The organism is Streptomyces sp. NPDC110618 (genome assembly GCF_055657065.1).
Map to the genome: position 1 here is coordinate 48,193 of NZ_JBVKBN010000005.1, position 12,598 is coordinate 60,790.

12 protein-coding genes are annotated in these 12,598 nt (G+C 73.5%); 8 read left to right on the forward strand and 4 right to left on the reverse strand.

The window, feature by feature from the left end; translation table 11 throughout:
* Positions 1 to 16: 16 nt before the first annotated feature.
* The 6 genes from ACZ7L7_RS11315 to ACZ7L7_RS11340 all read left to right on the forward strand — a co-directional run bounded on the left by ACZ7L7_RS11315 (position 17) and on the right by ACZ7L7_RS11340 (position 5,174).
* Positions 17 to 367 carry an avidin-fold protein gene (locus ACZ7L7_RS11315; RefSeq protein ID WP_472075638.1) on the forward strand — a complete coding sequence of 117 codons (351 nt, stop codon included), beginning with the start codon at positions 17 to 19 and terminating at the stop codon, positions 365 to 367.
* 86 nt (positions 368 to 453) lie between these two features.
* The gene (locus ACZ7L7_RS11320) at positions 454 to 1,617 is read left to right on the forward strand and encodes an NAD(P)/FAD-dependent oxidoreductase (RefSeq protein WP_472075808.1); all 1,164 of its coding nucleotides are present in this window, start codon (positions 454 to 456) and stop codon (positions 1,615 to 1,617) included.
* A gap of 420 nt (positions 1,618 to 2,037) precedes the next feature.
* Complete coding sequence (locus ACZ7L7_RS11325) at positions 2,038 to 2,403, forward strand: Rv2175c family DNA-binding protein (RefSeq protein ID WP_086171562.1); 366 nt, start codon at positions 2,038 to 2,040, stop codon at positions 2,401 to 2,403.
* Between the two features lie 82 nt (positions 2,404 to 2,485).
* On the forward strand, positions 2,486 to 3,133 hold the full coding sequence (gene thiE / locus ACZ7L7_RS11330) for a thiamine phosphate synthase (RefSeq protein ID WP_285513110.1): 648 nt from the start codon (positions 2,486 to 2,488) through the stop codon (positions 3,131 to 3,133).
* A gap of 122 nt (positions 3,134 to 3,255) precedes the next feature.
* Complete coding sequence (gene metF, locus ACZ7L7_RS11335) at positions 3,256 to 4,179, forward strand: methylenetetrahydrofolate reductase [NAD(P)H] (protein WP_285513111.1); 924 nt, start codon at positions 3,256 to 3,258, stop codon at positions 4,177 to 4,179.
* Between the two features lie 56 nt (positions 4,180 to 4,235).
* The gene (locus tag ACZ7L7_RS11340; protein ID WP_285513112.1) at positions 4,236 to 5,174 is read left to right on the forward strand and encodes an SCO2102 family sporulation regulator; all 939 of its coding nucleotides are present in this window, start codon (positions 4,236 to 4,238) and stop codon (positions 5,172 to 5,174) included.
* 36 nt (positions 5,175 to 5,210) lie between these two features.
* Here the strand turns inward: ACZ7L7_RS11340 and ACZ7L7_RS11345 are convergent, their stop codons facing one another.
* From ACZ7L7_RS11345 to ACZ7L7_RS11360, 4 genes are all read right to left on the reverse strand, one after another.
* On the reverse strand, positions 5,211 to 6,722 hold the full coding sequence (locus ACZ7L7_RS11345; protein WP_472075641.1) for a phytoene desaturase family protein: 1,512 nt from the start codon (positions 6,720 to 6,722) through the stop codon (positions 5,211 to 5,213).
* A 404-nt stretch (positions 6,723 to 7,126) separates the two neighbouring features.
* Entirely contained in the window at positions 7,127 to 7,756 is a 630-nt protein-coding gene (locus tag ACZ7L7_RS11350; RefSeq protein WP_285513114.1) for a TetR/AcrR family transcriptional regulator, read from the reverse strand.
* 23 nt (positions 7,757 to 7,779) lie between these two features.
* Positions 7,780 to 9,864, reverse strand: coding sequence for a YhgE/Pip family protein (locus ACZ7L7_RS11355; protein WP_471428183.1), 2,085 nt, complete (start codon positions 9,862 to 9,864; stop codon positions 7,780 to 7,782).
* Entirely contained in the window at positions 9,836 to 10,639 is an 804-nt protein-coding gene (locus tag ACZ7L7_RS11360; protein ID WP_472075643.1) for an ATP-binding cassette domain-containing protein, read from the reverse strand. Before ACZ7L7_RS11360 ends, ACZ7L7_RS11355 begins: the two co-directional genes overlap by 29 nt.
* Positions 10,640 to 10,825: 186 nt before the next feature.
* On the opposite strand from ACZ7L7_RS11360, the gene ACZ7L7_RS11365 reads away from it, so the two are divergent.
* Both ACZ7L7_RS11365 and ACZ7L7_RS11370 read left to right on the forward strand, forming a co-directional pair.
* Positions 10,826 to 11,389: an SAV_6107 family HEPN domain-containing protein gene (locus ACZ7L7_RS11365; protein ID WP_285513117.1), complete on the forward strand. Its 564-nt coding sequence runs from the start codon at positions 10,826 to 10,828 to the stop codon at positions 11,387 to 11,389.
* A gap of 191 nt (positions 11,390 to 11,580) precedes the next feature.
* Positions 11,581 to 12,408, forward strand: coding sequence for a methyltransferase (locus ACZ7L7_RS11370; protein ID WP_285513118.1), 828 nt, complete (start codon positions 11,581 to 11,583; stop codon positions 12,406 to 12,408).
* The last annotated feature ends 190 nt before the right edge of the window (positions 12,409 to 12,598 follow it).

Consider the following 12,598-nt stretch of genomic DNA (forward strand, 5'->3'; position numbering starts at 1 on the left):
AGGGAGCCTCATCACCATGGCCCGCTCGCTCGACGGTCTCGTCCTCGCCCCGGTCGCCGATCAGGCACCCGGCCAGGTGGGCACCCGTACCCGCTTCGCCTACCACGAGCAGGACGGCCGGATCTGGGCCCACTACGCGGGCGGCGACGTCGTGCGCGGGTATCTGGTGGGCACGCGCGAGGGCGACCGGCTGGACTTCCGGTACGTGCAGCTCAAGCACGACGGGACCACGTCCTCGGGGCACTGCGTGTCGACGGTCGTGGAGCTGCCCGACGGGCGGGTGCGGCTGGAGGAGAGCTGGGAGTGGGAGTCCCAGGAGGGCAGCGGGACGAGCGTTGTGGAGCAGGTCACGCGGCACGACGGCTGACTGACAATTTGTCAGTTGTCTATGGTGATCAGGTGAGCGAGCAGACGACGACGTCGCGGCGGCGGGTGGTGGTGGCCGGCGCGGGCATGGCCGGGGTGCAGACCGCGGTCGCCCTGCGGGAGCAGGGCTTCACCGGCACGATCACGCTGATCGGCGCCGAGCCGCACCAGCCCTACGACCGGCCCCCGCTGTCCAAGGCGGTGCTGCTCGGCAAGGCCGAGGACTCCGCCTTCGACGTGGACTTCGAGGGGCTCGGCATCGAACTCGTCCTCGGCCGCGAGGTGCTGGGGGTGCGCCCGGCCGACCACGAGCTGGACACCGAGGCGGGCCCGGTCCCGTACGACGTCCTGGTCGTCGCCACCGGTGCCGAACCGATCCGGCTGCCGGGCGCCGAGGGCGTCCCCGGGGTGCATCTGCTGCGCACCCTGGACGACGCCGAGCGGCTGCGGCCGGTGCTGGCCCGGCAGCACGACATCGTGGTCGTCGGGGCGGGCTGGATCGGCGCCGAGTTCGCCACCGCCGCGCGGGAGGCGGGCTGCGCGGTGACCGTGGTGGAGGCCGCGGACCGGCCGCTCGCGGGCGCGCTGCCCGCCGAGGTCGCGGCGCCGATGGCCGCCTGGTACGCCGACAGCGGGGCCGAACTGCGCACCCACGCGCGCGTGGACCGCGTCGAGCCCGGCGTCGTCGTCCTGGACGACGGCACCCGGCTGCCCGCGGGCGCCGTCGTCGTCGGCATCGGGGCCCGCCCGGCCACCGGCTGGCTGGCGGGCTCCGGGATCGAGCTGGGCGCGTACGGCGAGGTGGTGGCCGACGAACGGCTGCGCACCTCGGCGCCGGACGTGTACGCGGTCGGCGACTGCGCCTCCTTCCCCTCCGGCCGCTACGGCGAGCGCCTGCTCGTCCACCACTGGGACAACGCCCTCCAGGGCCCGCGCACGGTCGCCGCCGACATCGTGGGCGAGGGGCCGGTGGTCTACGACCCGGTGCCGTACTTCTGGTCCGAGCAGTTCGGCCGCTTCGTCCAGTACGCGGGCCACCACGCCGCGGCCGACCGCACGGTGTGGCGCGGCGACCCGGCCGGCCCCGCGTGGACGGTGTGCTGGCTGCTGGAGGGCCGCCTGGTCGCCCTCCTGGCCGTGGGCCGCCCCCGCGACCTGGCGCAGGGCCGCCGCCTGATCGAGGCGGGCGTCCACATGGACCCGGAGCTGCTGGCGGACCCGGCGCGGCCACTGAAGGCGGCGACGGCGTAGGGCCGACGGCCGGCTCCGGCCGCGGCGGCGGTTGCCGCCGGGCGGGCAAAGGCCGGTTCCTGCGGGCGTCCACCCGCACCCGGCGCGACGGCTGACGGCGGGCACGGCGCAGGTCGGGTCCGCGAAGTCCCGTCTGCCGCCCGATGCCCGGCACGCCCTCTCGCCCAATCCGGCTTCGCCCGGCACGCGCGGGGGCACCCAACCGGGCCGGCGGAACGCCTCCGAGGACCTCGGCTTCGCCCGGCACGCGCGGGGGCACCCCCACGCCGCCGCTCGGCCCGCCCTCAGGCCGGACGAGGTGACTTCGCGGCCACGGCGCAGGGCCGCCCGGCCGTGTCGGCGTAGCTCTCCCCGGCTGTCCCGGCGCGGCCCGGAGCGGCCTGGCTTCCTGATGTCAGTGCGGGATGGCAGGCTTGTCGTGTGACCGAGATTGACGCAAAGATCGATGCTCTCGTCCCCGCCTGGCTCACCCTCCCCGACATCGCCGAGATGCTCGGCGTCGAGGTGACGCGTGTGCGGCAGCTGGTCAAGGAGGGCCAGCTCATCGCCGTACGCCGCGGTGAGAACCGCGCGCTGCACGTCCCCGCCGCCTTCATCGACGGGGACAAGGTCGTCAAGGGCCTGTCCGGGACCCTGACCCTGCTGCGGGACGACGGCTTCACCGACGAAGAGATGCTGGAGTGGCTCTTCACCCCCGACGACAGCCTGCCCGGTACCCCGGCTCAGGCGCTGAGCGAGAATCGCGGCACAGAGGTGAAGCGCCGCGCCCAGGCGCTCGCCGTCTGATCCGAGCCTGACCGAAGCAGTCCCGGCGCACGGGCCCCGGCACGTCCGCGGCCCGTGCGCCACCGATCACGGGGGAACACGTATGCCTGCCACCGCACGCGAACGACTCGCCGACGCCCGGCTCTACCTGTGCACGGACGCCCGCAAGCGCCAGGGCGACCTCGCCGAGTTCCTGGACGCGGCCCTCGCGGGCGGGGTCGACATCGTGCAACTGCGCGACAAGGGCATGGAGGCCGCCGAGGAACTGGAGCACCTGGAGGTCTTCGCGGACGCCTGCGCCCGGCACGGCAAGCTGCTCGCGGTCAACGACCGCGCGGACGTCGCGCACGCCGCGGGCGCCGCCGTGCTCCACCTCGGCCAGGGCGACCTGCCGGTCCCGGCCGCCCGGGCGATCCTCGGCGACGACGTGCTCATCGGCCGCTCCACGCACGCGGAGTCCGAGGCGGAGGCCGCCGCCGTCCAGGAGGGCGTGGACTACTTCTGCACCGGCCCCTGCTGGCCCACCCCGACCAAGCCGGGCCGCCACGCCCCGGGCCTCGGCCTGGTCCGGCACACCGCCGCCCTGGGCACCGACCGCCCCTGGTTCGCCATCGGCGGCATCGACCTCGGCAACCTCGACGAGGTGCTCGCGGCGGGTGCCCGCCGGGTGGTCGTCGTCCGGGCGATCACGCAGGCGGACGACCCGGGCGCCGCGGCGGCGGAGTTCGCCAAGCGGCTGCGGGAGGCGTAGCCGAGGGCCCGTCGGCCGCCGAGTGTCCGCGTTTTGTCCACGGACTGGACAAGAAACCGGCAAATCGGGCAAATATCCGGGATCCGGTTGGGGGACCCGCAACCCCTGGCTAACCTGCGGGTATGGCCCTAGGCACCGCATCCACCAGGTCGGACCACGCTCGTACCGTGCGCGAGATGCTCGCGACCGGCAAGACGACGTACTCGTTCGAGTTCTACGCGCCCAAGACCCCCAAGGGTGAGCGCAACCTGTGGAACGCGCTGCGCAGGGTCGAGGCCGTGGCCCCCGACTTCGTCTCCGTGACCTACGGCGCGGGCGGCACCACGCGGGCCGGCACCGTCAAGGCGACCGAGGCCATCGCCTCCGACACCACGCTCACCCCGATCGCCCACCTGACCGCCGTCGACCACTCGGTGGCCGATCTGCGGAACATCATCGGTCAGTATGCGGACGCCGGTATCCGCAACATGCTCGCGCTGCGCGGCGACCCGCCCGGCGACCCGATGGGCGAGTGGATTCCGCACCCCCAGGGCCTGACCTACGCCGCCGAACTGGTCGAGCTGATCAAGAACTCCGGTGACTTCTGCGTGGGCGTCGCCGCCTTCCCGGCCATGCACCCCCGCTCCACGGAGTGGGAATCGGACGTGCGCCACTTCGTCGACAAGTGCCGCGCGGGCGCCGACTACGCGATCACACAGATGTTCTTCCAGCCGGAGGACTACCTGCGGCTGCGCGACCGGGTCGACGCGGCCGGCTGCGACACCCCGATCATTCCCGAGATCATGCCGATCGCCAGTGTGCGGACGCTGGAGCGGATCCCCTCGCTCACCAACGCCGCCTTCCCGGCGGCCCTGAAAGAGCGGATCCTCACAGCAAAAGACGATCCGGCCGCTGTACGCTCCATTGGAATCGAATTCGCCACGGAGTTCTGCGCGCGGCTGCTGGCCGAGGGAGTGCCGGGTCTGCACTTCATCACGCTCAACAACTCCACGGCGACACTGGAGATCTACGAGAACCTGGGCCTGCACCATCCCCCGCGGGTCTAGACCGGCCGTACCGCTGTACGACACTATGCGTAACGGCCACTGGGAGAGGGGCGTACATGGGCTGGACGGTCCTCTACATCGCGTTCGGCATCGTCGCGCTGTGGCTGCTGGGCGAGGTGCTGCTGCAGTACAAGGCGCGCCTGCGCTGGCGGCTGCTCGCCTTCGTCGGCTTCCTGGGCGTGGTGCTCGGAGTGCTGATGCCCTCCGTGGTCGTCATCGGGCTCGGTGCCGCCGCCTTCGCGGTCGGCCAGACCTACGTCACCCTCTCCTTCCGGCGCGGCTTCGCGGCCGGCTGGGCGGTGAACGCCCCCGGGCTCGGCGGCTCCAAGCGCGACCGTGACAGGTTCGGCCGTCAGGAGCCGACCCTGGAGGTCTCCGACCTCGAAGCGGGCGAGAGCCGCTACGGCGACGAGTCCGGGTACCGCGGCGACAACGCGGGCTACGGCGACGACACCTACGACCGCGACGACGTCTTCACCCCCTCCCGCCCGGCGCAGGCCTCGGCCGCCGAGACCACCGCCGTCTACGAGCCGCAGCCCCTGCCCGACGACACCGGCTCCTACGGCGTCTACGGCTCCGACTCCTACGCCGCCGCCCAGCCCCAGGACCAGTACGCGACCGCCTCCCAGGGCACGGACCAGGGCTACGGCTACGACGGCTACACCGGGTACGACCAGCAGCAGTACGGCTACGACACCACCGGCCAGCAGCAGTACGCCGCCTACTCGGACCCGTACATCGGCACCCAGACCTACGGCGGCGGCTCCTACGACACCAATGGCTACGGCCAGCAGTACGGCCAGGGCTACGCGCAGGACCAGTACGTCACCGGCACCTACACCGGCGAGTCGACCCCGGCCGGCGGGGTGTGGGTCCCGCAGCAGCGCAGCGACGACTCCTACGGCGGCGAACTCCCGCCGGAGCAGCAGTACCCGTACCAGGGCGGCCAGCAGGGTCAGCAGGGCGGCGGGTACGACGAGCAGTACCGCTTCTGAGCGATCTTCAGGTCGCCGCCGGGACCCGCGCGGCGCTCACTGCGACCCGCGGAAGTCCGGCCCCTCCACGATCAGCCCGGCCACCAGCGCCCCCGACATGCCCGCGTGGGGGAGTCCGCCCCCGGGGTGCGACCAGCCGCCGACCGTGAACAGCCCCGGTACGCGCGTGCTGTTGGCCGGGAGCAGGTACGCCCCCTCGGCCGCGGCCAGCGCGGGCGCGGGTACCCCGCCGCCCTCGGCGCCGGTCTCCGCGCGGGTGTGCACGGGGGTGCGCACCTCGCGCCACAGCGTCCGCGCGCGCAGGTCCGGTACCGCCCGCTCGGCGGCCTCCACCATGCGGTCCGCGAAAGCGTCGGCGGCACCGGGCGCCGTCCAGTCGTAGGCCCCCTGCGGCGGCGCCGTCGCGGTCAGCACCACCGACTCGTGCTCCTCGTCGGGCCGCAGCGCCGGATCGTCCGGGCGGTCCACCAGGACCGTCGGCGACGCGGCCGGCTCGCCCCGGCGCAGGGCGTCCAGCTCGCCCTCACGGTCCGGGGTGTGCACCACCGTCCGGTGCGCGGCATCCGCCACCCGTGCCCCGCGCAGCGCCAGGCAGACCGCCACCCGGCCCCGGGCGGGCGCCTCGGGGCGGGGCCGGACGTCCTCGGCGCCGTACAGCTCCCGGCCCGGCACCAGCCCGCGCAGCCGCCACGGCCCGCAGCCCACCACCAGGTCGGCCTCCACGACGGTGCCGTCCGCCAGCTCAAGTCCCGCGGCCCGGCCGTCCTTCTCCAGCACACCCGTCACCTCGGCGCCGAAGTGGAACTCGACCTTGCGGGCCAGACACCGCTCGTGCACCGCGCGGGCCAGCTCCCGGATGCCGCCGCGCACGTACCAGGTGCCGAAGGCGTGCTCCATGTACGGCAGCACCGCCGCGTTGGCCGGGGCCGCCGCCGGGTCCAGGCCGTGCGCGAGCGCGTGGCTCTCCAGCAGGGCGGCGAGGCGGGGGTCGCGCAGCTCCCATGCGCCGACCTCGGCGAGGGTGGTGGCGCGGCGGGTGCGCAGCAGGCGCTTGTGCGGCACCGCCGGGTACGGCTCGCGGGAGGCCAGCACGTCCCAGTTGGGCCACAGCGGCTCCTCCAGGAGAGGTCTGCGGCCGCGGTCCCAGGCCTCCCGGGCCCGTACCAGCACATCGCCCCAGCGCGCGCCCGCGCCCGCGCCGAGCGCCCCGTCCAGGGCGGCGACCACCCCCGCGCGGGAGGCGTTCGGCAGCGCCACCTCGGTGCCGTCCGCGAAGACATGCCGCGAGGACGGGTCGACCTGGACCAGGTCGACGCGGTCCTCCAGGGCCTCCTTGCCGGTCTTCAGGAACAGATCGCGCCACACGGCGGGCAAGGTCAGCAGCCCGGGACCGGTGTCGAAGCGGAAACCGTCCCGCTCCAGGCGGCGCACCGCCCCGCCGTAGGTCTCCGTACGCTCGTACACCGCCACCCGGTGGCCCGCGACGGCCAGCCGGGCAGCGGCCGCCATCGCGCCCATCCCGGCGCCGATCACCGCAATCCGTGCCATGCCAGGGACTTTATCCGCCGCCACTGACAGTCACCGCGGCGGAGGCGGGGAGTGGGTCTGAGCGCGCAGGACTGAGTACGCGTACCTAGTCGTTGAGATGAGTACGCGCGCGGATGGGGGCCGACCTGCGCGGACGAGAGAGTGGAGACACGGAGAAGGGGACCGGCTCCGGCACCGGCGACACGGGGCGCCGGAACGGAGCCGCCCTGATCCGCTCCTTCCGCCGGCCGCGCGTCGGCGGAAGCGAGACACGGGGAACCCGGGGGAAACGACCGGACGGGGGACCAACGGGGGAACGGGGGAGTACGGCGGAAGCGCCGGATCCCGGCGGCCATGTTGGGGGACATGGCCGTACGGGACCGGCGCTTTCCGTATGCCGTGGGGCGTCAGCATGCCGTGGGGCGTCAGCCCCGCCCGCTCACCCTGCCCTGGAGCAGCCGGGACAGCGCCGCGTGGACGTCGTCCAGGGAGCGCTCGGGCTGGAAGGACTGCCAGTCCAGGGCGGCGACCAGGACCATGCCGACCAGCGCTGCGGCGGTCAGCTGGATGTCGATCTCCTCGCTGAACTCCCCGTTCGCCACGCCGTCGCGCAGGACGCCCTCCACGATCGCCACGACCTGCTGCCGGACCACCATCAGCGTGGACTGCCAGGCCCGGTTGGTGCGCCACAGCTCGGCCACGTACAGCTGGGTGAAGGCCGGGTAGGCGGCGATGAAGCCGAGCCCCGCGCGGATCATCGCGTCCAGGGCGTCGACCTTGCTGCCGCCCTCCCGCTCGGTGCGCTCGGCCGCGTCCTTCAGGGACGCGGCGAGCAGACCCACGCCGTGCCGCAGCAGCTCCTCGAAGAGGACCGACTTGCTCGCGAAGTTGTAGTAGACCGTGCCCTTCGCGACTCCGGCGCGCTCGGCGATCTCGTCCACGGTGGTGGCGGAGAAGCCCTGCTCGGCGATGAGCGTGACGGCGGCCTCGTAGAGTTTCTGCCGGGTGGCCTCACGGCGGGTGCTGCCGCCCGGTGCGGCGCTGCTGCTTTCCATGGCCATGATTGTCCCGCGCGCCGTCACAGGCTCAGCTCCGGGTGCAGCCGGTCGAGCGTCCACACCTGCCGGCGGCGTGCCGACAGCGCCGTCAGCGCCAGGGCGCCCGCGGTGAAGGCGACGAGCACCACGCACGCGTGCCAGACCGGTTCCAGTCCGCCGCCGGTGATCAGCCGCCTGAGGGCCTCCACGACGTAGCTCATCGGCAGGAACGGGTGCAGCGCGTTGAAGAACCCGGGACTGGTCTGCACCGGGTAGGTGCCGCCCGCGGACGTCAGCTGGAGCATCAGCAGGGCCAGCACCAGGATCCGCCCGGCCGCCCCGAAGCGGGCGTTGAGCCACTGGATCAGGGACGCGAAGCACGCCGTCACCAGGAACAGGAAGCCCACCGTCCCGGCCGCGCGGGCCATCTGCAGCCCGACCGCCCAGTGCAGCACCGACATCAGCGCCACGGTCTGGAGCACCCCGATCGCCACCACGGGCAGCCAGCCCGCCAGCGCGATCCGCCACGCCGAGGCGCCCGCCGCCAGCGCACGCCGGTTCATCGGCGCGATCAGCATGTACGCCACCATCGAGCCCACCCACAGCGACAGCGGGATGAAGTACGGGGCGAAGCCGGTGCCGTAGTTCGGCGCCTTGTGCAGGTCCTCGGCGACCAGCCGGACCGGGTCGGACATCACCTCGGTGCGCTCGTCACGGTCCCGCTTGCCGTAGTCGGGGATCTGCTCCGCGCCGTCGTGCAGTCCGTCGGACAGCTCCCCGGAGCCGTCGACGAGCTTGTACAGGCCCGCCTTGAGGCCCTTGGCGCCGGCCTTGAGGTCGCCGACGCCCTTGTCCAGGTCGGTGGCGCCGGTGTCGGCGGTGCCCAGCCCCTTGTGCAGCTTCTTCGCCCCGGCCGCGACCTTGCCGGCGCCCTCGTTCAGCTTGTTGATCTTGGTGACGGCGTCGTCGAGGTCCTCGGAGAGGTTCGGCGCGCGGTCGGCGAGGGCCTGGGCCTGCTTCTCAAGGGTGGCCAGGTGGCCGTCGAGCTTCTTCAGGTCCTCCGCGTGGTCGGAGACCAGCGTGTCGACGTCGGCGGCGACACCGGAGACGGCCTCGGCGGCGTCCTTGGCCGTCTTCAGGTCGGCGCAGGCGGTGTCGGGGACGACGGCGTCCTCGCAGCGCGTTCGGTGCACGCCGCTGAGGTCGGCGGCGGACTCGCGGGCGTCCTTGGCGGCGGTGGGGGCGCGCTCCACCAGGGCGTCGAGGTTGTCGCGGACCTTCCCGGAGACGTCGGCGACCGCCTGCGCGGTGGCGCCGATCGCCTTCTCGTTGCCCTTGATGAAGGGACCGATCTTCTCGGCGGTGCCGTTGACCTTGTCGGCGAGCTTCTGCGTGGCCTCGGCGACGTCCGCGGAGCCCTCCTCCAGGTCGCCCGCGCCCTTGTGCAGCTTCGTCACGCCCTTGGCCAGCTTGCCGCTGCCCGCCTTGGCGTCCTTCAGCCCGTCGGCGAGGTCCCGCGAGCCCTTCTCCGCCTTCCCGATGCCGGTCTCCAGCTTGTCGGCACCCTTGGCGGCCTCCACGGTCGCCCCGTGGATGTCGGAGAAGGAGATGAAGATCCGGTCCAGGAAGGAACGGGACGCCTTCGTCGACGCCGCGTCGCGCACCTCGCCGAACACCGTCCGGGAGATCTGCCCGACGATGTAGTTGTTGGCGTCGTTGGTGCGGACCTGGAGCGCGCCGGTCTCGGGGGAGTCGCCCGAACTGGACGCGATCCGCTCGCTGAAGTCGCCCGGCATGGTCAGCGACAGGTAGTAGCGGCCGTCCTCCACGCCCGCGCGTGCTTCCTCGGCGCTGACCTCGTGCCAGTCGAAGACCTCGCTGTCGCGCAGCCCCTCGACGATGTCGTCGCCGGCCGTGATCCGCTTGCCGTCGGCCCGCGCACCCCGGTCGTCGTTGACCAGCGCCACGGGGATGCGGTCCAGCCTGCTGTACGGGTCCCAGAACGACCACAGGTACAGGGCGCCGTACAGCAGGGGCAGCACGAGCAGCGCCACCAGCGCGGCCCGCGGCAGCTTCCCCCGCCCGAACCGCCGGATCTCAAGCGCGGCCAGCCTCGGCGATCGCATCGGCGGGCACCTCCTTGGGGGTTTCGTCGGTGTCGGTGTCGGGGGACTCGGGTTCGTCCTCGGCCGGCTCGTCCTGAGCCACCGTCGACACGCGCACCGCCCCCTCCGGTGCCTCGCTGCACACCGCCACGACCGTCGTCCCCCCGTCGGCGAGGGACCGCAGCAGCGCCCAGACCTCCTCGCGTTCGGCGTCGGAGAGCTTCAGGTCGGTGTCGTCGACGCCGAGCAGCCCCGGCTCGCCGATCAGCGCCAGCGCCACGGACAGCCGCAGCGCCTCCACCCGCTCCAGATCCCGTACGGCGGTGCGCGAGCCCTTTGGCAGCGCCGCCGGGTCGAGCCCGGCCGCGTCCAGCGCCCGCCGGATCCGCAGCCGGGTCTCCGTCGCCCGCTCCGCCCGCGGGCGCAGCAGCCCGCGCAGGGAGCCGCCGAACCGCCGCTGGAGCAGGGCCCGCTCGTACAGGTGCTCGGCGACGGTGAGGGCGGGGTCGAGATCGGTGACCCCGGGCACGTGGGCGAGGGCGCTGAACCGCCGTGCCGCCCCGAGCTGCTTGGGCAGCGTGGCCCCGCCCACCCGGGCGGTGCCCTCGGTGGCCTTCATCCGTCCGGTGAGCGCGAGCAGCAGACAGGTGCGCCCGGTACCGGACGGCCCCTCCACCGCGATCAGTGATCCCGGGTCCGCCTCGAAGGAGACCCCGCGGAACGCCCATCCGCGGGGCCCTTCGAGACCGAGCCCCCGGGCCGCGATGCCGACATCGGCCGTCACGGCTCCCCCCATTCCCCTGGTTGTGCAGCCGGCTGGTGCAGCTGATGGTGCGAAGTTTTGAACTGACTGGTCAGTACAAAAACTAGCCCGAACTGCCGATCGACGCAAAACCGCAGGTCAGAACGGATTGTCAGTGGCATACCTCACGATGGGCACATACGGCACCCGTGCCGTCACACAGACGACAGGAGGTTCGTCATGGCCAGCTACCACGCAGCCGCCGCACGCCGGCGCCGCGCCACCGGCCCTGCCCCCTCACTGACCGGCCCGGCGAGCGACGTGCACCCCGTGCTGCGCCGGACCACGGCCCCGCCCGCCGCCCTCGACCTGCTCGCCCAGGCCCGCGCCGGACTCGACGAGGCCGCCGTCCTGGAAACCCCCAACGAGCGCTATGCCACCGCCCACCTCGCCGCCCTGCGCACCGCCGCCGCCGTCCTCGCCGCACGCGGCCGCCCAGAGCCCAACCCCCGACGCCGGGCCCGGATCAGGAGCGCCTGGGAAGTGCTCCCCGAGATAGCGCCCGAGCTGACCGAGTGGAGCGCGCTGTTCGCCTCCGGGGCCCGCCGCCGCGCCCGGGCCGAGGCCGGTATCCAGGGCGCGGCCAGTCGCCGGGACGCCGACGACCTGATCCGCGACGTCGCGATGTTCCTGCGCCTGGTCGAGAGGATGCTCGTCCTCCAGCCCGTACTGCCCCAGCCCCGCCAGGACACCGACCGGCCGGAGGAGCGGCCACCGGGCCAGGACTTCCCGGACGCGGGCTGAGGGGCACCGCCGTGACCCGGAGAGGGGCGGGAGGTCAACGGGCGCCGGGGGCCATGCGGTGACCTGGACCGGCGCCGGAGGCAATAGGGTGGGACCAGCCTGAAGCCGTCCCGCTCCGGTACTCCGGGCCGGACGGCACCCCGTTCGCTCCGCCGCACCTGAGGCGGTGCCGCGCCGAGGAGTCAACAGCCGTGTCGGATCCGATGCGCCCGCCCGTCGCCCACCAGCACCCGCAACCGGCGTCGCTGCGTTCCGACCCCTTCGGACCCCGCGCGTCGCTGCGGACCGCCGTGGTCTGGGAGGTCCTCAAGGACGCCCTCGACCGCCAGGTCAAGGCCACCGGCCGGGAGACGCTGGACGTCCTCGACGCGGGCGGCGGCAGCGGCAAGTTCGCCGTACAGGTGGCCCGCCTCGGCCACCGGGTCACCGTGGTCGACCCCAGCCCCAACGCCCTGTTCGCCCTGGAGCGCCGCGCCGCCGAGGCCGGCGTCGCCGACCGCGTCCAGGGCGTCCAGGGCGACGCCCACGGCCTGTTCGACGTGGTCGAGCGCGGCGGCTACGACGCGGTGCTGTGCCACGGCGTCCTGGAGTACGTCGACGACCCCGCCGAGGGCGTCCGCAACGCCGTGGCCGCCCTGCGCCCCGAGGGCGTGCTCAGCCTGCTCGCCGCCGGACTCGGCGGCGCCGTGCTCTCCCGTGCCCTCGCCGGGCACTTCAAGGAGGCCAAGCAGGCTCTGGAGGACCCGAACGGCCGCTGGGGCGAGGGCGACCCCGTACCGCACCGCTTCACCACCGAGCAGCTCACCTCGCTGGTCGAGGGCGCGGGCCTGAGCGTCGCCGCCGTGCACGGCGTGCGCGTCTTCGCCGACCTCGTGCCCGGCGTCCTGGTGGACACCGAGCCCGGCGCCCTGGAGGCGCTGCTCAAGCTGGAGGAGGCGGCGGCGGAGCTGCCCGCCTTCCACTCCGTGGCCACGCAGCTCCATGTGCTCGGTGAGTCCCGGGGGAGCGCCGGGGCCTGAGTTGCCCCCGGGGCGCACCGCTGATCAGGGACTGGGCGGCACATGGAGTACGCCACAGGCCCCCCGATCGAGCGCTCAGAGCCGTATGATCGAGGGAGACCGCCCGGCATGACGGGTCGGCTGCTGGGGAATGCAGATCTCAGCGGGCCGGGACGTCCATGACGGATCCCGGTTGGCCAATTGGCGTAGA